The following is a 21,952-nucleotide window of genomic DNA, read 5'->3' as shown; positions in this document are numbered from 1 at the left end:
TTTCAAGCCTTTTCCGGGGTTATACCCAGGAGAGGGCTTTTATTTTTTGTATCAAAATCTGCATGAACATAGACCCTTGCTGTGGATCAGGAGGAATGTTTGTACAAAGTGAAAAGTTCGTTGAGGATCATCAGGGAAAGGTAGAGCACCTGTCCATATACGGTCAGGAACTAAATTCAACCACTTGGAAGCTATGCAAAATGAATCTTGCCATCAGAGGTCTTGATGCCAATATTGGACCACACCATGCAGATACGTTCCATCAGGATATACACAAGACCCTTAAGGCAGACTATATCCTAGCAAATCCACCATTTAATATAAGTGACTGGGGCGGAAATAGACTTTCAGATGATGTCAGGTGGAAGTATGGTATCCCACCAACAGGGAATGCAAATTACGCATGGCTACAGCATATGATATTCCATATGTCTCCAAACGGAGCAGCAGGGATAGTCCTTGCCAATGGATCCCTGAGCTCAAATACCTCCAATGAAGGAGAAATAAGGAAGAATCTACTAGAGAATGATCTTGTAGATGCTATTGTTGCGCTTCCAGATAGGCTGTTTTATTCAACTGGAATACCAGTATCATTATGGATACTAAATAGAAATAAGAAGGATAATCCAACATACAGAAGCAGACATCATGAAGTACTATTTATAGATGCTAGACAGCTTGGAGAGATGATAGATAGACGTCACAGAGAATTGACTGAGGAAGATATTAAGCAGATTTCAGAGACTTACCATCAGTGGAGAAACCTTGAAGGAGAATACGAGGATATCAAAGGCTTCTGTAAGTCAGCAAAGATTGAAGAAATAAAGGGTCATGAGTATGTTCTTACTCCAGGAAGATATGTTGGAATTGAGGATGTAGAGGACGACGGAATACCTTTTGATGATAAGATGGTGATTATGACAGCAGAGCTGGCAGAGCTATTCGCAAAATCCCGAAACCTGGAGGAAGAGATAAGGAAGAATCTTGGGGGTATAGGATATGAGTTTTAGTGAACCTTGTTCGAATTGGAATGTAAAAAAATTAGTAGATGTAACTGAATATATTTCAAGAGGAATTACTCCAAAATATACAGAGAGTACAGAGAATTCCGTAGTTGTAATCAATCAAAGGTGTATTAGAGATGGAAAGGTATTATTTGAAAACTCAAGGAGGCATAGTCTTAAAAAGAAAAGTATTAATGAAGATAAATACTTAAAAGATTATGATGTGCTAGTTAATTCAACAGGGGTTGGAACGTTAGGAAGAGTATCACAAATTCACGAGATTAATGAGCTAACAACAACTGACTCACATGTTACAATTGTGCGCAGCAACGAAAATGTAGTAGATAAAAGATTTTTAGGATATTCAATAAAGTCAAAACAATGGCTGATTGAAAACATGGCAGAAGGATCAACTGGTCAAACTGAATTGAGTCGGATAAGGTTTGGTGAAGAAATTGAGATAGAGTTCCCAGAAAGCTTAGCCGAACAAAAAGCTATAGCCCACATCCTATCAAGCCTGGATGAGAAAATCGAGGTCAACAACAAAATCAATAAAACCTTAGAAGAGATGGGTCAATCAATATTCAAACATTGGTTTGTGGACTTTGAATTTCCGAATGAAGATGGAGAACCATATAAGTCCAGTGGTGGAGAGATGGTTGATAGTGAGCTTGGCCTGATTCCCAAAGGTTGGGAAGTAAAAACTCTAGGAGATTTATCTTCTGAAATTATTACCGGGAAGACCCCTAGTACGAAAGACAAGAGTAATTTTGACGGGAAAATACAATTTGTTAAAATTCCAGACATGCATGGTAAGGTATTTATTACTAAAACAGAATCGTATTTGAGTGAGAAAGGAATGAACATCAATAAGGTTATTCCTCCGAATTCTATAATGGTAAGTTGTATAGCAACACCGGGACTGGTGTCTTTAGCAGCTGAGGAATGTCAAACAAATCAACAGATAAACACAATTGTGAATATCAATCCAAAAATGAGTTATTTTACTTATTTTCTAATAAGTGATTTGGCAGATTATATAAGAACTTTGGGGTCTACGGGGAGTACAACTTTAAATTTAAATAAAGGACAGTTTTCAAAGATTAAAGTAATTAAACCTAAGGGAAAATATATTTATGAGTTTTATGATTTGGTTGATCCAATTTTTAATAAGATATTAACTAATCAAAGAATGGTTGAGCGGCTTGATTCCATAAGAGACACTTTAATACCCAAGCTTATGTCAGGAGAAATAAGAGTACCACTGGATATCGAAGAACAATAATCTCTGTTAAGGGAGGCTGTTAAGATATGAATTTGTTTACTGAAGATATGCTAGAAGAATCAGTAATAGAGCTACTGCTGACCATGGGGTATGACTATGCCTTTGGACCTGATCTATCACCTGGTGGAGACTATCAGGAGAGAAAGGACCACAAGGAAGTGATTCTTCCAGGTAGAGTCAAGGAAGCCCTACATAGAATCAACAAAGGCCTACCTGAAGAAGCAATTGAAGAAGCATATAGACAGATCATTACCTTTAACAGCCCAATGCTTGAAGAGAACAACAGATACTTCCATCAGCATATGGTGGAAGGAATTGAAGTGTCCTTTTCCCAAGGAGAACATATAAGAACAAAGAGAGCATACATAATAGACTTTGAGAATCCAGACAACAATGATTTCCTTGCTGTAAATCAGCTTACGGTAATAGAGAATGAATCCAGAAGACCAGATATAATAGTCTTTGTAAATGGAATACCACTTATTGTAGTGGAGCTCAAGTCAGCAATAGATGAAAACGTGGGAATAGAAAGTGCATTTAACCAGATTCAGACATATAAGAAGGATATTCCAGCCCTTTTCAACTACAATGCCTTCTGCATCCTATCAGATGGCATCAATGCCAAGGTAGGTACAATAACATCGACCTATGAGTGGTTTATGAACTGGAGAACAAAGGATGGAATAAACATAGAGCCACTATCAGAACCACAGTTTGAGGTGCTGATACATGGAGTCTTAAGGAAGGAAGCCCTTCTTGATATAATCCAGAGCTTTATCCTGTTCCAGGAATCAAGGGATGCTGAGTTTGATATAGAGGGAAAGAAGCTTGGAGACAAGAAGACCATAGTAAAGATACTTGCAGGCTATCATCAGTATTACGCTGTAAAAAAAGCAGTGGAAAAGACGAAGCTTGCCATAAGTGAACAGGGAGACAGGAAGATAGGTGTAATCTGGCATACCCAAGGATCAGGCAAGAGCTTTTCCATGGTATTCTATACAGCAAACCTAATAAAGGAATTGAACAACCCGACGATAGTAGTGATAACAGATAGAAATGATCTTGATGATCAATTGTTCTCAACATTCAGCAAGTCAAAAGAGATACTAAGACAAACTCCTCTACAGGCAGATGTGAGGAGACTTTCTGATGCGCAAAAGTCAGCCAAAATAAATGGTAACAGTTCAGATACAAACGGACTCTATGACCTCCTTAATGAAAGAGAATCAGGAGGAATCATATTTACAACGATCCAGAAGTTCAGCCCTGATGAAGGGGAGATGAAAGTACTAACAGATAGAAGAAACGTAATAGTAATAGCAGATGAAGCCCACAGAAGTCAGTATGGACTAAAGGCAAAGGCAGATTCAAAGACAGGTGAAATCTCCTATGGATATGCCAAGTACATAAGAGATGCACTACCCAATGCATCATTTATCGGATTTACAGGTACACCAATAGACCTTGAAGACAAATCCACAACAGGGGTATTTGGACAGACCATAGATACCTATGATATGACACAGGCTGTGGAAGATGAAGCAACAGTAAGGATCTACTACGAAAACAGGATCATAAAGCTTGAAACAGATGATGAAGAGCTCGGGAAAATAGATGAAGAGTTTGAAGAGATAACCGAAGGTCAGGAAGACAACTTAAGGGATAAGACAAGATCCAAATGGTCAAGACTCGAAGCAGTGGTAGGCTCACCAAACAGAATAAAGAAACTTGCAGAAGATATAGTAAAGCACTATGAAGAGAAGACAAAGGCTATAGAAGGAAAGGCAATGATAGTTGGCATGAGCAGAAGAATCTGTGCTGAGCTCTATGATGAAATAGTAGCCTTAAGACCAAGCTGGCATAGTGATGACCTGGATAAAGGAAAGATAAAGGTGGTAATGACAGGAAGTGCAGCAGATCCTGCGAAGATACAACAGCATGTTGGAGGCAAACAGAGAAGAGACCTTCTAGCCAAGAGGATGAAGGATAACAATGATGAACTGAAGCTTGTAATAGTAAGGGACATGTGGCTTACTGGCTTTGACGTGCCATCGTTGCATACAATGTATATTGATAAGCCAATGAGAAGCCATAACCTGATGCAGGCAATAGCAAGAGTGAATAGAGTCTTTAAGGAAAAATCAGGAGGAGTAGTAGTTGACTATATCGGAATCCTCCAAAGCCTCAAGGAAGCCTTGAATCAATATACATCAAAGGATAGAAGAAACACTGGTATAGATACAGGTGTTGCAATCCAGATAATGGTTGAGAAGCTGGAGATCCTAAGGGACATGATGCATGGCTACAACTATTCAGCCTTCTGGGGAGACTCACAGCTTAAAAGAGCTAGAACCATTGTAGGTGGAATGGACCACATCCTTGGGAAGTCAGAAGAAGACCAGAAGGAATTCAAGAAGATCACCCTTGAGCTGGGAAAAGCCCATGCACTGTGTGCAGCATCCAAGGAAGGAATAAAGTATAATCTTGAAGTCAGCTATTTTAAGGCAGTTAAGGCCAGCATGGTAAAGCTACAAGGTGGAGGACCAACTCTATCTAAGGCAGAGATTGATGCAAGGATAAACCAGATGTTACAGAGAAGCATAATCTCAGAAGAAGTAATAGACGTATTTGGAGTCATGAATATGGAGCGACCAGAAATATCTATACTATCAGAAGACTTCCTTAATGAGATAAGGAATATGAAGCAGAAGAACCTTGCAGTTGAAATGCTTAGAAAACTACTTGAAGGAAAGATCAAGACCATAGAACGGACCAATGTCGTCAAATCAGAGAAGTTCTCAGAAAAGCTTACACGAGCTCTTAATAAATACAGAAACCAGGCACTCACAAATGCAGAGGTGCTGGAAGAACTTATCAAGATGGCCCATGAGATTAAGGCATCTCAGGATGAGGAGAATAAACTTGGTCTATCAGAAAATGAAGTAGCCTTCTATTACGCACTAACCTCCGATGAAAGAGTCAAGGAAATGATGGAAGATGAGGTATTGAAAGAAATAGCTCATGAACTTACCCAAGCCATAAGGAACAATATCACCATAGACTGGAGCATACGAAAGAGTTCTAGGGCATCAATGAGAAGTATTATTAAGAGACTGCTCAAGAAGTACGGCTATCCACCAGATAAGACTAACCAAGCTATGACAACAGTGATGAGACAGGCTGAGAAGATGGCAGGCAATCAAGTTAATTTAGTGTTTTATGATAGAGTTGCTGATACAAAATCACCATATAATGCATAGAATAGAATTTGAAGAGATTGGCAGAAACCAAATATGAAAACATTGAACCTTTTGGTACTCTTTCAAAGAATGCAAGGGTTGGAGAATAGAACTAATTCATCTTTTGTGAAATTCTACGGGAGCCAATAATTTATCGAGATATTAAAAGTATGGAACAGGAATTGATGTCAGCTGCAAGTATTCGAGAAAAGGTGTTTTATAATTATTTGAGGGGCTCGGACGTGATCGACTTAACTGATGGCAATTTAAGTGAAATAGATAATCTGTTAATAAATATTTTTTCTAACTGTGAAGTGGATTTAGGGGATCAGGTTGAATCGATAGTTAGAATGAAAAACAGAAAAGGTTTGGATTATAGAAAAAGTCTAATCACCTTGATAGCTTTTGGATTATATGATTCAAGCAGGTTTCTAGAAGACGTTAAAACATATATTACGTCATGCAGTCTTCGAGATAGTTATCTTTTATCAGTAGTTTTTGAACAAATAAAACCGGAGTACAATAAAGCAGTATTAACACCAATTGATAATTTAGTTTATGAGATCTTAAATAATAATAATTATAAGAACGCTAGCGATCTTCTTATGAACTCATTGACCTCAGTAGATGATATCCTTGATTTATATGTTGTAATGAAGGCATAAAAAAACTCGGAGAGAAGAACTTCCAGGGTACTAAAACTTTTGAAGTTATGAAATCATCAATTAATGTTTTAAATGATTGGATAGTAAATCTTTATATCATTTGCTTTCTGATTATTTTTTGGATGGTAGCATTTCCATTAATATTCATTTTGGGGAAATTTATATCTGAGAATTGGGATGTTGCTGAACCATTTACTTATATCGGTGGATTAATTATTGGTATAATTGCAAACTCATTTCACTGTTGAACAAATCCAATATTCAACTTTTCAGAGATAAGATTAAGTTGAAGAAATTGAACAAAATTTATGAAAAAAACAAACTATGCTATAAGGATATTGAAGAGATTATAAAAAAAGATTAAAGGGGGCGAGTCATTTGATTCTTTCAGATAATGAAACTAAAGTCGATATGCTGAACAATCGTGCAATAGCTAAAACTGTTGTTGAACTAATAAATGAAAGTAGAGAGAAGCCTATATCTATTGGTGTTCATGGTGACTGGGGTGCAGGCAAATCAAGTATTCTTGAAATGGTAGAAGATGAGTTTAAATCAAAAGATGATATTGAATGTATTAAGTTCAATGGATGGAAGCATCAAGGCTTTGAAGATGCAAAAATCGCATTGATGAGTTCTATAGTCTCTACTTTAGTTGAAAAGAGAAATCTATCTGAGGTTTGTGCCGACAAAGTAAAAAAAGTATGGAAGAGCATTAACTGGTTAAGTGTTGCAAAGACAGCAGGGAATTTCGCTTTTTCGGCTTCAACTGGTGTACTTCCAATAGGATTGATTACAGGTGCTTTAGACGTGTTAAAGGGCAATCTTACAGATCAAGAGAAGATTGGAAATACTATCGACTCAATAGGCTCTTATTTAACTGACTCAAAAATATTTGAAGATGTTTCAATGTCTAAAGAATTTACCGAGTTTCAAAAATCATTTTCTGAACTCCTTGAAGCATCATCTATAAAAAAATTAGTTGTACTTATCGATGATTTGGATAGATGTTTACCGGAAGTAACAATTGAAACACTAGAAGCTGTTAGACTATTTATGTTTTCAAATTCTACAGCTTTTGTAATTGCAGCAGATGAGACAATGATTGAATATGCAGTTAAGAACCACTTTCCTGACTTGACAGATACTAATAATAAGAATCTAGGAGCAGAGTTCTCAAGAAGATATTTGGAAAAATTAATTCAGGTGCCATTTAGACTTCCAGTGCTTGGTGAAATTGAATCAGAAATGTATATAAAAATGTTGCTTATAGGATCAAAGCTGGAAGACGATTCATGTGAATTTAATAGACTTCTTACAATATCAGTTGAGAAAATGAAAAAACCATGGAAAAATCAAGGGCTAACGATTACTGAGATGAATGAAGCACTTGACACTAAATATGAGCTGGTCATAGGTGAGATAACAATAGCAACACAAATAAGTGCGATCCTTGCTCGTCATACCAATGGTAATCCTAGAAAGATTAAAAGATTTATCAATATGCTTCTACTAAGAAAGAAAATGGCGGATGCTCGCGGATATGGTGATGAGGTAGTATTGCCTTATCTTGCTAAAATAATGCTTGCTGAGAGCTTTTTTGATGAGTTCTATGAGGATATAGCCTCACAAACAAATGATCAAGGATACTGTGACGTTATAAGAGAATTAGAAACAGAAGTATTGAATCTTGGTAAGCAAAGTGAAGAGGACCAGAAAGTTGATGATGCAGCTGAAGTTGAGCAATCCGATAAAAAGGTAGTATCAATTACTAAAAACAGTCCTAAAGTAGTCGAATGGGCTAAAGACAACAATATTACTAAATGGGTAATGACTGAACCAAAGCTCGGTGAAAAAGACCTTAGACCATATTTCTTTGCCTGTAAAGAAAAGCAAGATTATTTCTTCAATCAAATTAAATCTGAGAAACTGCGTATTATTTTGGACAAGTTAATGAGTACCTCTATGAATATTGCAAGTGTGAAAGAGGAAGTAAAAGTATTGTCCCCAGATGACGTAAAAATTGTATATGATGCATTGGCTTCGAAAATATTGGCTCAAAGTAATATCTCAAATAAACCAAATGGAATTGAAGGAATTATATGTCTTGTCTCCTTGCATCAAAATCTTCAAATGAATCTTGTAAGTTTAATAGAAATGTTTGATATTAAGACTGTTGGTGTTTGGATTTGTAATGGCTGGAGTAGTTGCATTACATCAGCAGAAGCTAAGAGCAGATTATCAAGTTATTTAGATAAATTAAGAAGAGATGGTACCACGTTTGTTAAAGCAGCACTTAAATCCATGTAAAAAAGGGGGATATAAATGGGAACATCTACAAGTAACGGAGGTCAGAAAGGTAGTACACCTTTAGTACCATCATGGCTGGAAGATGGGGAGAACCCATTAGCAAATGATAAACCAATTCCACCCCAAGCGGATGGTGAGAGATTTAGAATACCAAGAAGCAATTTTACTAGATATGTAAACGAAGGTGGAAGGAGTACGCATAATCTACGAAAATCAACATCGAAATATGTTAAACAATCACTAGGGGGTTCAAAAAATGCTGTTACAAGATTAGGCTCAGCAAGAAATAGCACAGAAAGGTTAGTTTCATTTTTTAACAGCATTTCAAGGAATGGGGTCTCTGAAACAAGCCGTATATATGGTCTTGGAGATATAATTGGGAAAAGCGCCAGGGATGTATTTTTACATATTATAGATTTTGTCTGCCCTGATGGTGGTCCGACCGATGAAGGAATAGCTAGAAGTTCGTATATCGAAACATTGATGACTTTAACTGATTTGGAAGATAAAACAATTGAGACTTTAACCGATGGTGAATTCTTGACATTTACAAAAACGTATATGACGAATGTAATTCAAGAAAGACTTCTTAATGATATTGGGAATAAAACGATTTCCCTACCAGATGATACTGCAACGGTCGAAATAATTCAGAATCAGATTAAAGATTTTATAAGTGGGTCTGTTTCAGATGCAATGAACGATTTACATGTGGATATAAGAAACATTGATACAAATCATACGAGGGATATTGTTGATAGTGTCTACGAAAGAGCATTCTCTATACTTTCTGAATTGGAGGAGTAGTATATGAAAAGATATAAAATGATAATGAGTTATGATGAATTTGAATTAGTAACGACGAGTACTGATGATGTAGAGAAAGTTATAGTACCAATACGACATAGAGACGGGAAATTACTGTACGGAATTGATCATGTACAGCAAAAGATGTTACAAAATGGATTAGAGCCTACAGAGACAGGGTTGGATCTTTTGTGTTTAGCAACAGCTGTTTATATTGCTGATACGAGGATTTCAAGAGAATTACATTCACAAGACAGTTGGACTAGAGAGATTTATATTGAATTACCTGTTTATGACTTAACGAAATTTCGTGAGGCAAAGCCAATATTTGAAAGAATGCTCAATTTCTTAACTGGTGATAAATGGGCTATAGATTTTACTCAGAAAGTGGTTAAAATAATTGAGCCTGATGAAGCTATAACTGAATGTAAGGAGTTTGAGGTGGCTTCTCTTTTTTCTGGTGGGATGGATAGTTTGATTAGCACAATAGATTATTTGGAACAGAAAAAGAAAATAATTTTAGTTAGCCACGCTGGAGAGGGATTCACAAAGAATTCGCAAACTAATATCCTACATGATTTTGAAGGAAAGTATCAATTAGGTGATTTACTTTATTTGGATCTATGGATGGTGTTTGAGAAAGACTTTTTGCCAGGTGGTGGGAATGAAAATTCAACAAGAAGCAGATCTTTTTTGTTTATAGCACTTGGTATTTTTGCAATATCAAATTTTACTGCTATTAAGGAATTACTAGTACCTGAAAATGGGTTAATTGCTTTAAACATACCGCTTGACGATTTAAGAATTGGCTCACACAGCACACGAACAACTCATCCGTTTTACTTAAATCTTTGGAATGGTGTTCTAAAAATATTAGATACAGACAAATTAGTTTTAAACCCATATTGGAACAAGACTAAGGGTGAGATGGCCAATGAATGCCTGAATAAAGAGTATCTATCTGAGATAGTGGAAAGATCTAACTCATGCTCTTCCCCAATTAAAGCTAGGTGGAAAGGATTACCTCCTCAACACTGCGGATTCTGTGTTCCATGTATAATTAGAAGAGCTGCGATGCATAAGGCGTTTGGTAAAGATGGTGATGGAACAGTATATACAGCTAATGATGTTTCATCAATTATTAGAAATCACGCATCAGGTGAAGGTGTTCAATTGAGATCATTTCAGTATGCTATTAACCGTCTGAAGAAGAAGCCTACAATGGCACGGTTGCTTGTTTATAAAACTGGATCAATTTCAGGAGATAGTGAGTATATAATTGAATTGGCGGAGGTTTATAAGCGAGGCTTAATGGAAGTAGATTCTTTTATTAGCAGCGAAGTGGGTGAAAATAATGAAAATATTTGATTTACATTGTCATGTTGATTTATTTCCTAGTATGCAACAAGCAGCGAAAGAAAGTGGCAATATGGATATTCAAATCTTTTCAGTAACGACAACACCAAAGGCTTACGAAAAAGAGATTAGTTTATTAAGAGATTATGAAACTATAAAACTTGCGCTTGGCTTACATCCACAGTTAGTTAAAGAACGATCATGTGAACTAGATTTGGTGAAGAAATACTTGCCTGATGCGAAATATATAGGTGAAATAGGTCTTGATTTTAACCGTCAATTCTATGAATCAAAGGATAAGCAGTTACATGTATTTGATACAATAATTCGTGAATGTGCATATCATAAAGGTAAGATTATTTCGATTCATAGTGTAAAGTCTGCCAAACAAGTATTAGATATACTTGAAAAGTATAAATGCTGTCAAACCTGCAAATGTATTTTACACTGGTACTCTGGTGAAATAAAGCAATTAAAAAGAGCCATAGAGATGGGATGTTTTTTTTCTATTAATTTAAAGATGCTAGAAAGCGATAATGGGAAAATGATTATTGAGCGAATACCTATCGAGCGAATTCTTGTTGAATCTGATGCGCCATTTATTCATGATGCTAATAATATGATGTCATTGAAAGAGCTTATGTCAGATACAATTGAGAAGCTGTTGATGCAGAGAGCAGATTTTTCATTAGAACAGTTGTATGAAAATAATATTCAATTATTTAATGATTAATAAAGACATTAAGCTTCGTGAAATTGATATGTGGATATAACAATTAGATTAGCCTACTATATTGGTAATACATGCCATACTTGCAGTGAGACGAAGCTACCAATGTGGTATATAAGTGCACTATGTAGAATAGTTGTACATGCTACTATCTAATTGTATATGACAATAGCACAATACAGCCTTGGGCAACCAAGACTACAAGTACAAAAATGAATTTAAACATATAGTATAAGGCACAAAATATGGATTTTATGACTAATGAAATAGATTATATTGGAGCAATATTAATGAATTGCAAATCTTTCTCCAATGAAAGGGTAACTATTAAAAAAGACATCCAAGCAATGACCAATTTCTAATTTCAGTCTGTTCGTAGTATTTTGCTTGGTATGTGTAGTTAGATGTTTTCTCTCACCCAAATTATTGGAGGTTATTATGAAAAAGTATATTATTACAACAGAAAGTGGCTCAGATTTATCAAAAGAAATTATTGATCGCTACAATATTCAAGTCATTCCAATGCATGTAATTATGGATGATAAAACATATCCAGATGGAAGCTTTGAAGTGCAAAAAGTTTTTGATTTTTATGAGAAAACAGGAACTTTACCCAAGACATCTGGTTCTACACCTCAAGACAACACTGAAGTTTTCAAAGAAGTATTTGCCAAATATCCAGATGTACATATAATTCACATTGGTTATTCAGCAGTAACAACTGTTTCTTTCAATGCGGCAAATATTGCAGCTCAAGATTTTGAAAATGTCCATTTAGTAGATTCCAAGAATGTTTCTATTGGAGCAGCTGCTATTGTTAAAGCAACCGCTCAATTTATTGAAGATAATCCTAACAAAAGTCCTGAAGAGGTTATTGCTTTTATCGAAGATATTTGCGAGCGTACCCATATGAATTTCTTGCCTAAAACACTTCTTTATCTAAGAGCTGGCGGTCGTGTCTCAAATTTAGCTTTTCTTGGAGCAAATATTTTAAAAATTTTTCCAAGCATTAAAATAGAAAATGGGTATTTGGTACCTGGGAAAAAATATCGTGGATCCTTTGAGCGTGCTTTAAAGAAAATGATTAAGGATTTTTTTGAAAGCTATAATATTGAGTCTGAGACCGTTTTGATAGTAGGTGCTCCTAGTGTAGATGATAATTATAAAGAGATAATTCTTAATCTGCTAAGGGAAAATGGTATAGAGGAAGCTAGGTGGATGAAAGCAGGTGCTGTGATTTCATGTCATGGTGGTCCTGGTGCAATCGGAATTGCAGGGATTGAAAAAAATATTTCCTGATTGTATTAAAACATGTGTTATTAGAAATATAAAAACTCAAATATTGATACAATAAAAACATACTGATATCAGTAGGTTTTTATTGTTTTTTGCAAACAGGGTAAGTTGAGACTCTTGCGTTGATAGAGAGGAAGTAAGATGGAATCAAAGGGTTAGAGATCTAAAGTTAAGGAGTATCTCAGTGGTAAGAATGGAAAATAAAATCGAATATGATTATAGTGTGGTTTTGTAGAGTATTATAAATCAAATATTCCATTTTACATAGATAGATATAAGGTGCATAAATAATATGTTATAATTTACACATGAGATAAATTTGAAAAGTTTTTAAAGTTTAAATTATTTACATACTAAATAAGGTGGGATGATGTAATGAATAAGGTGGGTCCATTTATACTGCCATTATTTAGAAGTGTTTTGTTTATTATCGTTGGAATTATATTTGCAATGTTCACTAATCAATCATTAGAACAAGCAAGTAAATGGTGGTCGATACTATGTACAGTTTGTAATATCATTACTATTGTTTTACTAATGATTATTTGCAAACTTGAAGGTACTACATATAAGAACTTAATTGGTTATCAAAAGGGTCATTGGAATCTGAAATATTCATTGTTGATCGTTCTTCTAATGCTTTCATTGGGAATAGGTGGAATGTATGGATTTGGATATATGATTTATGGTTATGTGCCTGTAACAATGATACAACCCATCCCTGTTTGGATTGCAGTAATAAATGTGTTGCTTTTACCTTTGACGATAGTATTTGCTGAATTACCATTATATTTTGGTTATGCCCTAAATGGAATTGAAAAAATTACAGGTAACAAAGTACTCTCAGTTGGATATCCAATGTTTTTCTATGCTCTTCAACATAGTTTTATACCTCTATTGTTCGATTGGAAACATATCCTATTCAGATTTTTGTCATTCTTACCATTGATGTTTGTATTAGGAATTATATATTATAAAAAGAGGAAACTCGAACCGTTAATGTTAGGTCATGCTTTTTTGGATTTAGCAACAGGTGCACAAATTATAATGATTTCTATATCACCTGCATTATTTGAAATGATTAAAACTACAAATAAATAGATAATATATCACAAAATGGGGATGCGGACAAAATCCTGGACTGATACTACGATAGCTCAATTCATAGAGGAACTTAATGAATACATTAAATGGTATTCTGAAGAGAGGATAAAACTATCACTTGGAGGAATGAGTTCTATAGATTATAGAAGGAGTCTAGGACTGGATTTTTGAGGTCCGTAAAAACATCCGCATCCCCCTTTGGGTAATTACATTATGCATTAAACAAGATATGTTCTGTGGACGAGCTAGCTGTGATTTATCAATTGACAATACAACTGATAGTCAACTTAACTTCATCATGTACGACTTGTTAAAAAGAAAAGAATATTTTTAGTAATGAATTTTATTGGTGAACGAGGAGGATAATAAACAGTGAATAAAGTTTCTTTTATTGACAAACATCCAGTTATAAGCAGTATCGTAGCAACTTTTTTATTTTTATTAGTGATTACTTTTGGGGGTATAATTTCTGGAATTACAGAAATTAGAAGTGAGATAACCCTTATTATAGCTTTTGCTATACTCGCAGTGATTCTTATTGCATTCATTAGTAAAATGAATAAGTGGAATTATTATGGCTTTAACTCAATGAATAAAATGGATAATACAACTAAACTGCTTTTTATACCACTATTTATATTTGCATTTCTGCCTCTGGTTGTTGGATTTTCAGCTGATCTAAAATTACTAGAGATTATTTATATAATAGTTTTTATGGCAATAGTTTCTTTTGTAGAAGAGACCATGTTCAGGGGTGTAATTCTTAGATTGCTTCAAAAAAAGAGTAATATGTATGCTATATGGGGCTCATCCCTATTATTTTCAATACCTCACCTATTAAATACTTTGAATGGAAAGGGATCGGTTGAAGCGATTGTACAAACTTTATTTGCTTTTTTTATAGGATTGATATTGGCGATGCTAATGATTAAAACAAATAATATTTTCCCACTCATTATTTATCACTTCACAAATAATACAGTAAGTTCGGTAACTAGATCAGATGTAAATCAATCATTTGAATTGTACTTTACTTTGATTATTTTTGCTTTGAGTATAGTTTATGCGATTTATCTCTATAACTTGATTAAAAGAGATAGTCGCAGCTCAGAGAAAGAAGCGTTTAGTCAGATCAATTTTTAGCAAATATCGAGTTGGGGGAGAAGTAGAAGGTGAGTCAAGTCCATTAATTGTGAAAGTAAATGAAAAGTTGACCTCCTGACATTGAATTTCTTTACCATCAAGACGATTAATTAGTTTGGCAATAGCAGGGCTTTTAACATTCAATTAGTTTACCACTTGTGACACTCAAAAAGTTTACCAGATGACACTGAGTTTGTTTACCACTACCACTTTGTTACTAAGGAAGGGAATACTAGGAGTGGTTCGTTTAATTATGATTAGCAATTCTATTGGAATTCCTTGGGGTCTGTTTTTCAACAGATTCAAGGGTCTTAGAGATGAGAGAAGCAACCTTGCTTATGAACTAATAGATAGATAAGATGATTGATTTGTAAAATCAAAATCAAATAAAATGGGAAGTTTATAATACACAAGACAAGGCGACAGGAACTATGTCTTATTGAAGAAATATTTGGAGACTTGGCAGATTTGAACCGTAAGTTCGATAGCTCTTATAAGGTAAGTGGTTTGATAGAATAAAATAATAGAAGGATAGTGAAGAAATGATCAAAGCTGTAATTTTTGACCTCGACGGAACACTTATAGACACTAACGATTTAATCATTGATACTTTTCATCATGTATTAAATGAATACCTTGGCTACTCTCCAACCGACGATGAGCTGAAGCAAGTGTATGGAAAGACATTGGAGGAGCAAATGTCATTGTTTTCTTTGGAGAATGTTCAGGTACTAGTAGATGCATACAGAACATTCTACAGGTCCCATAGGGATTCGCAAACCCATCTGTTTGAGGGTGTAAAAAATCTCCTCGACGAATTGGTCTCAAAAGGAATCAAAATGGCAACAGTTACAAACAAAGGTTCTAGAGGAGTGCAACATGCCTTTAATATGTTTGATCTTGGCAAGTACTTTGAAATAGCAGTTACCGCGGACGATGTATTAAGAGGCAAGCCAGATCCAGAAGGAATTTTCACCACACTGGAGCATTTGGGTGTGGATGCAGAAGATGCATTGTTCGTTGGAGATAGCTTGAATGACATTGTTGCAGCGAAAGACGCTGGTGTCAAATCCGTTTTGGTGGGCTGGACTTTCTTTAACAAAGACCACTATACTGGTTTCGGAGCAGATTATGTCATCGATAAGCCAATCGATCTAATGGGATTGCTGCTATAAATCTCATAAAAAGTGCTTTTGAGATAATGAATTACTCAAGAGTATTTTTTAGTCTCAATATTCTTGCCTAGAATCTGTGATGGTATTAACATTTGTCCTAATGGGTTATGAGGCTGAAGTGGAACCAGAATATATTCTCTAACATGTCTATGGCAATCTAAAATACAATAAAGGGCAGTCAAAAATACAAAAAGTAATTGCCAGTACAAACCTAACAATATACCCTATTAAGTGACTAAGCTTATAGGAGTGAAAGGAAGTGCTGGCAATTACTCAAGTCATTATATCCGAGAACTGTTATTTATGGAATGCAAAACACAAAACTCCATCTAAAAGAGTTGCCTAGACCACTTTTTTAGGTTGAGTTTTTATTGGTTTGAGGTGAATCTTTCTCTGCTTTTTCATCGTTTTTAGAAGGAAGCCGCCTCTGAATCTCCTAGGTTCGTAGGAGACGACAAAGGACTGGGGCTCATATTCATCTATTAATTGCAGCAGTTCCTTTTCTCTGTTTCTCTTTGTAAGGATATCTAGCCTATAGCGTTTACTATCCCTGCCCTCTCCTTCATAAACAGTAACTCCAAAGCCCTCGTTTCTTAAACGGGCAATTAAATCGGTGTTTTTATTCATCATATTTACTACAAAGTTGTTATAACCTATAGCAAGTTTATTCTCCACATATCCACCTACGAGTATACCTACCCCAAAGCCACCTGCATAGACGATCATTGCTAGGGTTCCTTGGTTTCCGCTAAAGACTAGGGATAAGCCAAAGACATAGACAAGGGCTTCCAAAAAACCAAGAAAAGATGCTACAACAGTCATATTCTTAACTAAAAAAATTGTCCTAAGGGTTAATATGGGCACATAAATCAACTGCAGTAATAGTATTAAAAGTATATTTAGCACAAGTGTCATCACCTTCCAGATTAGTCATTCAAATTATAGTGTAAACCATAGTAGGGTTTTTGCCAAGAATAATTTATCTGAATGTCAGCGAAAAAGTTTAACACCTGACATTGAATCTCTTTACCACAATGACGGTGAATTAGTTTACCACTCTTGACACTCAGAATGCTTCCGGTTGACAGATTATTATTCTAAATCAGTTGAGCTGTTATTATTGGGTATAATGTTGCTCAGTGGGATTGTTTCCGATACAATGGACCTATTGCTCCGTGATGATGGGTCTAGTTTATCGTCACAGTGGAGTCGCTGAACCGAAAAACCACTAAACACATATACCGAGTGACTTAAATGCAAGGATATAAATATAAGTGTATTTTTGTGCTTAGGGTAACTATATTACAGAATTCAAATAGGATTGAAGTAAACAATAAAATCTAGTAGAAAGATGACTTAATTGGGAGAGGTATAAATAATATCTTACAAGGTGGTATTGCAGTTTTGTATTGATGAATTAATTTGTGACAACAAATATTTAAGGAGGGTTTAAATGACAAATTATAATGATTTTATGAGTTCATTTAATAAGATAGAGGATTTTCTGAAAGACTTGGTTGATGCCAAATATAATATGGCTTTCTATAAGCTATTGGAAGAGGCTATGAAAAGGGATAAGTTGGTTAAACAGTTCTATCAGGAGTTAAGAACCATGTCTGATTTACGAAACATAATTGCCCATGGAGATCCAAATGACCCCGTGGCGCTACCTTCGGAATCAACACTTGAAAGGATAAAATTTATTGAGGGCCAATTTACCAATCCAATAAAGGTTAAGGATGCTTTTAAGAAAAGCGTCAATGCTGTGGATGCCAAGGATAGCTTGGCAGAGGTGTTAAGTGAGATTGATAAATACCATTATTCGCAATTTCCCGTTGTTAAGTCTGGAAAATTCATAGGCCTTATTACAGAGAATGGGATCACAAATTGGTTAGCTTCAAGTGTGGAAGATGATATAATCTCTATTAATAATACATCCGTACAAGATGTGATCCTTAGAGATGAAGAAAGTGATAGTTACAGTTTTTTAATTAGTACAGATACTCTGTATGATGTCATTGATAAATTCGAGGAAATCAGAAAGAGTGGAAATAGAACAGCTACAATCATTGTATTGAATCGGAAGGCAAGTTCAGTAAATATTGAGGATATCTATACAATACTAACTCCATGGGATTTGGACACAATTTATGGTAAACTGGGTATGGGCTTGGAAGAATAGCATAAGTCACTAAAAGTGAAAAACCACAGTGTATTTGTAAATCTCAGTTTAGATAAATGCAAAAAAAGCTCACGCTTAACACTTGATGAAGAGTTATATAAATTTCAAGGTAGAAATATCAAATAAATAAAGAGGAATGAAGGGATAAAATGGAGTTTGGAAGAAAGCTATATTCATTAGGAGAAATATACACAATACTTTACAAGGGAATTCGTTCTGCACCATATATGTCAAAAGCCAAGCGTAAGGGCGAGATGAACACTGAATTTATTGAGAGAATCATGTTGGCTGTAACTGAGGTCAATGGGTGTCCTATGTGTTCCTATGCCCATACTAAAATGGCACTTGAGGCTGGAATGAGCAATGAGGAGATTCATAATATGCTATCAGGTGTAGTGGATGATGTTCCTGAGGAGGAGCTGCAGGCTATTATGTTTGCTCAGCATTATGCCGATTCCAGGGGAAACCCTTCAAAGGAGTCATGGGACCAGGTTGTCGAGAGCTATGGAATTGTTAAGGCTAAGGGAATACTGGGAGCGATTCGTGCAATTATGATAGGCAATGCTCTTGGAATTCCTTGGGGTTCATTTATCAACAGATTTAAGGGTAAACCTGATGAGAGAAGCAACCTCGCTTATGAGCTTGGTGTTATTGTAATAGGCAGTGCTATGATTCCGTTTGCAATGGTTCATGCATTGATTGCATCAATTATAGGGGTAAGGAGACAAAATCAATATATTGCATAAATTGGTAATTTTGATTGTTTATTGAAGTTTCAGATGTATATCTTGAATGATCTTTAATAGGTATTAAATTAAATGGTTTGTTTTAGTAAGATAGAAGATGATATAGAAATCAGAGGGATTGTTTTATGAAGAAGCTTTTAGTTTTATTACTGGTTGTTGTTTTAATATTTGGAAGCGGTGTATTCGCGGAGGACATATCTGTTGAGATTGATGGAAGGAAACTTGATTTTGATGTTTCCCCTACCATAATTGATGGGAGAACTGTCCTTCCGGCAAGGACAATCTTTGAGTCATTGGGACTTGAAGTAGAATGGGATGATTCAACAAGAACTGTCACAGGAGTTGGAGAAGGCAAAATCATTTCACTTGTCATAGACCATAGGATTGCATATGTAAATGGAGAGCCTACAAATCTTGATGTGCCGCCTACAATAATCGATGATAGAAGTATGGTTCCTGTAAGGTTTGTAGCTGAGTCAACCGGAGCAGATGTTGCTTGGGATAGTGCTACAAGGACTGTTCTAATAGAAAATGGTGGCAATCAGAAAGAAGATTCCTTTAGAGACCACACCTACATAGTGGTTGAAGGTGGTGACCTATCAGGACACCGCCTTCCAAATGTAGTGGTTGATATAGGATATGGTGAAAGAGAATACTGGGCTTATACAAATGAGAACGGTCAACTTGTAAGGGTGGTTGCAGATGAGATAAGACTGCAAGATGAGAGCATAGAGGATGTGCTTGATTCAGGAAGATACTATTATGATGAGGCAAAAGTACCAGGAACAGAGCATCCTGAACTTGATGAAGGTCATATAATAGCTGATTCACTTGGGGGAGTGTCAAATGCCTATAATATAACTCCACAGAATAGCACACTTAACAGACACGGTGACCAAGCGTACATGGAAAAGACCATAAGGGATGCAGGTGGAGCAAATAACTTTGAAGCCATTATAACCTATCCAAACAGTACAACACATATACCTAGCCACTACAAATACACTTATACTGTTGCAGGGCATGAGATAGTAGATGAATTTGATAATATAAATCCGGATGATTACAGTCCCAGTACAGGGATATCAGATATCACCATTCCACAAATAATAGGTGGGGATTTAAACCTATCACTATTAATTGATAGATTGGATTTGGAAAATAGAATTGTTGTCATCAGGAACAAGGGGATGGATCTGCTACAAACCTTCATGTCCAATACAAGGGGCATGTTTAGATAGATAATGTAAGTTGAAGATTATCTTCATTATAATGAGAACTACAACAGATAAACCTCTCACTGATTTAAACTAAGAATTGAAAGACTACCAATTCTTGAAACAACTGCCATTGTTTACTTCCTATTCTCTTTATACACTAAGTTCAAATGTTATCTTTTCAAATAATAAGGCAACCAGGGAGTTGGGTTATTCGACAAGAGATATCAAAGGATACAGTAAATTGGCTAAAAAAACTGGTAGAATATTAGCTAGGGATTCTAAGAAATATGTTTACGAAAAGGAGATTTGCGAATGTTTGAAATGTTTGATATCTCATTTAATGGCATTGAGATAATTAAAGATTTATGGGAGAAAAATCGACAGTATCATGAGAATAATTCTACATTTTTCGGCGAATCATACCGTACTATTTGTTTTGAGGATAAAGTTAAAGATCTTGCAAAATTCCATAAAGATAAGATCAAAATATCTGTTGCAAAGGTTAATGATGAATACATAGGCTACTGCATATCTACTATTGTTGATGATAATGGTGAAATAGCATCAATCCATGTAGATCAATCATCTAGAAGGGTTGGGATTGGGAAAAAATTAGTGGTCGAGTATCTCGAGTGGATGAAAGGCAAAAAATGCAAAGCTATTGGAGTAACAGTGTCTCAAGAGAATAAGAGCACCATAAATTTTTATAAGGAACTAGGTTTTTATCCAAATACTTTATTTATGCAACAAAACATTTAATATTGATTAATTGTCGTAAAAAATAATCAAATAAAAATATTCCATGCCTATAACCGGAAGCGAAAGTGTAGCAGAGCAAAGTGACTATTCATTAGTTTAAAACCAAAAAAATCCCTGGAAGATAAAGATTCCAGGGATTTTTCATGCCGGTGTTTAATGGTGATAAGGTTTGTTTTTTATTGTTTATAAATTGGGGAAATGATAAACTAAGAGAGACGATGAATTTGAAGGAAGAATCACTTAATTAGGTTAGATAGAATGCATGTGAGGAGAATTTAAAAATGAAAAAACTAATAAGAATAATGATTTTAATATTTATAGTATTTACTGTTGTAGTAGCTGGATTTATTTTGATGAATGATAATAAACTATTTCAAAGCAGAACCAATATTAGCTCAGAAACAGCACTAGTACAGGATAGATTAGTCGAGTTGTCAGAATGGGCAACACTTAGGTATGAATACAGTAATGTCATTGTAAGTCGTACAGAAAGGACCCTGTCATTAGGTGTCACCGATATCAACTACGGAGAGGCAATAAGGTTAATCGAGTATTCGGGATATTTAAAAGCAGGAACGGATCTATCAAAAATTCAAATGACATATAATGAGCAGTCTGAAAGAATGTTTGTTAGGGTTCCAAAATCCAAAATTCTCGACAATGTTGTAGATACTGATTCAGCAAGAGTGGAAGATGTTAAGGGCAATATATTCTCAGATTATCCGACACAAATAATTTTTGATGAAATAAATGCAGATAAAAAAGAACTGGAAGACGAGAAAATCAGCCAAGGTTTCTTAGAGGAAGCAGACAATAGATTACACCAATTGTTAACTTCATTTTTGGCGACCAATGGCTATAATGATGTTGTCGTCGAATTCCATTGATTAATTAAAGGATGGCAGTTCGATCCTGAACTGGTGGAAGATTTTGT

19 protein-coding genes are annotated in these 21,952 nt (G+C 35.3%); 18 read left to right on the top strand and 1 reads right to left on the bottom strand.

Features of this window, described 5'->3' with window-relative positions; translation table 11 throughout:
* Positions 1-62 precede the first annotated feature (62 nt).
* From ACOEN1_RS01350 to ACOEN1_RS01290, 13 genes are all read left to right on the top strand, one after another.
* Positions 63-1,010, top strand: a complete 948-nt coding sequence (locus tag ACOEN1_RS01350; RefSeq protein WP_422484613.1) for an N-6 DNA methylase — start codon at positions 63-65, stop codon at positions 1,008-1,010.
* Positions 1,000-2,289 carry a restriction endonuclease subunit S gene (locus tag ACOEN1_RS01345; RefSeq protein WP_422484612.1) on the top strand — a complete coding sequence of 430 codons (1,290 nt, stop codon included), beginning with the start codon at positions 1,000-1,002 and terminating at the stop codon, positions 2,287-2,289. Before ACOEN1_RS01350 ends, ACOEN1_RS01345 begins: the two co-directional genes overlap by 11 nt.
* 26 nt (positions 2,290-2,315) lie before the next feature.
* Positions 2,316-5,549 carry a type I restriction endonuclease subunit R gene (locus ACOEN1_RS01340; RefSeq protein WP_422484611.1) on the top strand — a complete coding sequence of 1,078 codons (3,234 nt, stop codon included), beginning with the start codon at positions 2,316-2,318 and terminating at the stop codon, positions 5,547-5,549.
* Positions 5,550-5,698: 149 nt separating this feature from the next.
* Entirely contained in the window at positions 5,699-6,193 is a 495-nt protein-coding gene (locus ACOEN1_RS01335; protein WP_422484610.1) for a hypothetical protein, read from the top strand.
* 378 nt (positions 6,194-6,571) lie between these two features.
* Positions 6,572-8,500 (top strand): Qat anti-phage system ATPase QatA, encoded by a 1,929-nt coding sequence (qatA, locus tag ACOEN1_RS01330; protein ID WP_422484609.1) that lies wholly within the window; start codon positions 6,572-6,574, stop codon positions 8,498-8,500.
* A gap of 15 nt (positions 8,501-8,515) precedes the next feature.
* Entirely contained in the window at positions 8,516-9,307 is a 792-nt protein-coding gene (gene qatB, locus ACOEN1_RS01325) for a Qat anti-phage system associated protein QatB (RefSeq protein WP_422484608.1), read from the top strand.
* A gap of 3 nt (positions 9,308-9,310) precedes the next feature.
* Entirely contained in the window at positions 9,311-10,675 is a 1,365-nt protein-coding gene (gene qatC, locus ACOEN1_RS01320; RefSeq protein ID WP_422484607.1) for a Qat anti-phage system QueC-like protein QatC, read from the top strand.
* On the top strand, positions 10,662-11,396 hold the full coding sequence (qatD, locus tag ACOEN1_RS01315) for a Qat anti-phage system TatD family nuclease QatD (protein WP_422484606.1): 735 nt from the start codon (positions 10,662-10,664) through the stop codon (positions 11,394-11,396). Before qatC ends, qatD begins: the two co-directional genes overlap by 14 nt.
* Positions 11,397-11,831: 435 nt before the next feature.
* Positions 11,832-12,692 (top strand): DegV family protein, encoded by an 861-nt coding sequence (locus ACOEN1_RS01310; RefSeq protein WP_422484605.1) that lies wholly within the window; start codon positions 11,832-11,834, stop codon positions 12,690-12,692.
* Positions 12,693-13,064: 372 nt separating this feature from the next.
* The gene (locus ACOEN1_RS01305; RefSeq protein WP_422484604.1) at positions 13,065-13,790 is read left to right on the top strand and encodes a type II CAAX prenyl endopeptidase Rce1 family protein; all 726 of its coding nucleotides are present in this window, start codon (positions 13,065-13,067) and stop codon (positions 13,788-13,790) included.
* A gap of 15 nt (positions 13,791-13,805) precedes the next feature.
* Positions 13,806-13,964, top strand: a complete 159-nt coding sequence (locus ACOEN1_RS01300) for an IS3 family transposase (RefSeq protein ID WP_422484603.1) — start codon at positions 13,806-13,808, stop codon at positions 13,962-13,964.
* A gap of 201 nt (positions 13,965-14,165) precedes the next feature.
* Positions 14,166-14,936: a CPBP family intramembrane glutamic endopeptidase gene (locus tag ACOEN1_RS01295; protein WP_422484602.1), complete on the top strand. Its 771-nt coding sequence runs from the start codon at positions 14,166-14,168 to the stop codon at positions 14,934-14,936.
* A 542-nt stretch (positions 14,937-15,478) separates the two neighbouring features.
* Positions 15,479-16,111, top strand: coding sequence for an HAD family hydrolase (locus ACOEN1_RS01290; protein WP_422484601.1), 633 nt, complete (start codon positions 15,479-15,481; stop codon positions 16,109-16,111).
* A 342-nt stretch (positions 16,112-16,453) separates the two neighbouring features.
* On the opposite strand, the gene ACOEN1_RS01285 is transcribed toward ACOEN1_RS01290, so the two are convergent.
* A complete protein-coding gene (locus tag ACOEN1_RS01285; RefSeq protein ID WP_422484600.1) occupies positions 16,454-17,026 on the bottom strand; it encodes a DUF2179 domain-containing protein in 573 nt (190 codons plus the stop codon).
* 538 nt (positions 17,027-17,564) lie between these two features.
* Here ACOEN1_RS01285 and ACOEN1_RS01280 point away from each other — a divergent pair.
* The 5 genes from ACOEN1_RS01280 to ACOEN1_RS01260 all read left to right on the top strand — a co-directional run bounded on the left by ACOEN1_RS01280 (position 17,565) and on the right by ACOEN1_RS01260 (position 21,905).
* Positions 17,565-18,293 carry a CBS domain-containing protein gene (locus tag ACOEN1_RS01280; RefSeq protein WP_422484599.1) on the top strand — a complete coding sequence of 243 codons (729 nt, stop codon included), beginning with the start codon at positions 17,565-17,567 and terminating at the stop codon, positions 18,291-18,293.
* Positions 18,294-18,442: 149 nt separating this feature from the next.
* The gene (locus tag ACOEN1_RS01275; RefSeq protein WP_422484598.1) at positions 18,443-19,039 is read left to right on the top strand and encodes a carboxymuconolactone decarboxylase family protein; all 597 of its coding nucleotides are present in this window, start codon (positions 18,443-18,445) and stop codon (positions 19,037-19,039) included.
* A gap of 125 nt (positions 19,040-19,164) precedes the next feature.
* The gene (locus tag ACOEN1_RS01270; protein ID WP_422484597.1) at positions 19,165-20,280 is read left to right on the top strand and encodes a stalk domain-containing protein; all 1,116 of its coding nucleotides are present in this window, start codon (positions 19,165-19,167) and stop codon (positions 20,278-20,280) included.
* A 291-nt stretch (positions 20,281-20,571) separates the two neighbouring features.
* Positions 20,572-21,018, top strand: coding sequence for a GNAT family N-acetyltransferase (locus ACOEN1_RS01265; protein WP_422484596.1), 447 nt, complete (start codon positions 20,572-20,574; stop codon positions 21,016-21,018).
* A gap of 281 nt (positions 21,019-21,299) precedes the next feature.
* Entirely contained in the window at positions 21,300-21,905 is a 606-nt protein-coding gene (locus tag ACOEN1_RS01260) for a DUF4230 domain-containing protein (RefSeq protein WP_422484595.1), read from the top strand.
* Positions 21,906-21,952: the final 47 nt, after the last annotated feature.

This window comes from Gudongella sp. DL1XJH-153, from assembly GCF_049310905.1.
Lineage (GTDB): Bacteria > Bacillota > Clostridia > Tissierellales > Tissierellaceae > Gudongella.
Note: the sequence above shows the minus strand (reverse complement) of the source record. Positions and strands in the feature narration are given on the sequence as shown.

What these genes read in the sequence shown, in the direction of transcription:
- ACOEN1_RS01305 (WP_422484604.1), top strand. Translation starts at nt 13,065, where the DNA reads ATGAATAAGGTGGGTCCATTTATACTGCCATTATTTAGAAGTGTTTTG.
- ACOEN1_RS01285 (WP_422484600.1), bottom strand. Translation starts at nt 17,026, where the DNA reads ATGACACTTGTGCTAAATATACTTTTAATACTATTACTGCAGTTGATT.
- ACOEN1_RS01310 (WP_422484605.1), top strand. Translation starts at nt 11,832, where the DNA reads ATGAAAAAGTATATTATTACAACAGAAAGTGGCTCAGATTTATCAAAA.
- ACOEN1_RS01300 (WP_422484603.1), top strand. Translation starts at nt 13,806, where the DNA reads ATGGGGATGCGGACAAAATCCTGGACTGATACTACGATAGCTCAATTC.
- ACOEN1_RS01275 (WP_422484598.1), top strand. Translation starts at nt 18,443, where the DNA reads ATGGAGTTTGGAAGAAAGCTATATTCATTAGGAGAAATATACACAATA.
- ACOEN1_RS01270 (WP_422484597.1), top strand. Translation starts at nt 19,165, where the DNA reads ATGAAGAAGCTTTTAGTTTTATTACTGGTTGTTGTTTTAATATTTGGA.
- ACOEN1_RS01260 (WP_422484595.1), top strand. Translation starts at nt 21,300, where the DNA reads ATGAAAAAACTAATAAGAATAATGATTTTAATATTTATAGTATTTACT.
- ACOEN1_RS01290 (WP_422484601.1), top strand. Translation starts at nt 15,479, where the DNA reads ATGATCAAAGCTGTAATTTTTGACCTCGACGGAACACTTATAGACACT.
- ACOEN1_RS01345 (WP_422484612.1), top strand. Translation starts at nt 1,000, where the DNA reads ATGAGTTTTAGTGAACCTTGTTCGAATTGGAATGTAAAAAAATTAGTA.
- ACOEN1_RS01350 (WP_422484613.1), top strand. Translation starts at nt 63, where the DNA reads ATGAACATAGACCCTTGCTGTGGATCAGGAGGAATGTTTGTACAAAGT.
- qatD (WP_422484606.1), top strand. Translation starts at nt 10,662, where the DNA reads ATGAAAATATTTGATTTACATTGTCATGTTGATTTATTTCCTAGTATG.
- ACOEN1_RS01335 (WP_422484610.1), top strand. Translation starts at nt 5,699, where the DNA reads ATGGAACAGGAATTGATGTCAGCTGCAAGTATTCGAGAAAAGGTGTTT.
- qatC (WP_422484607.1), top strand. Translation starts at nt 9,311, where the DNA reads ATGAAAAGATATAAAATGATAATGAGTTATGATGAATTTGAATTAGTA.
- ACOEN1_RS01340 (WP_422484611.1), top strand. Translation starts at nt 2,316, where the DNA reads ATGAATTTGTTTACTGAAGATATGCTAGAAGAATCAGTAATAGAGCTA.
- ACOEN1_RS01280 (WP_422484599.1), top strand. Translation starts at nt 17,565, where the DNA reads ATGACAAATTATAATGATTTTATGAGTTCATTTAATAAGATAGAGGAT.
- qatB (WP_422484608.1), top strand. Translation starts at nt 8,516, where the DNA reads ATGGGAACATCTACAAGTAACGGAGGTCAGAAAGGTAGTACACCTTTA.
- ACOEN1_RS01265 (WP_422484596.1), top strand. Translation starts at nt 20,572, where the DNA reads ATGTTTGAAATGTTTGATATCTCATTTAATGGCATTGAGATAATTAAA.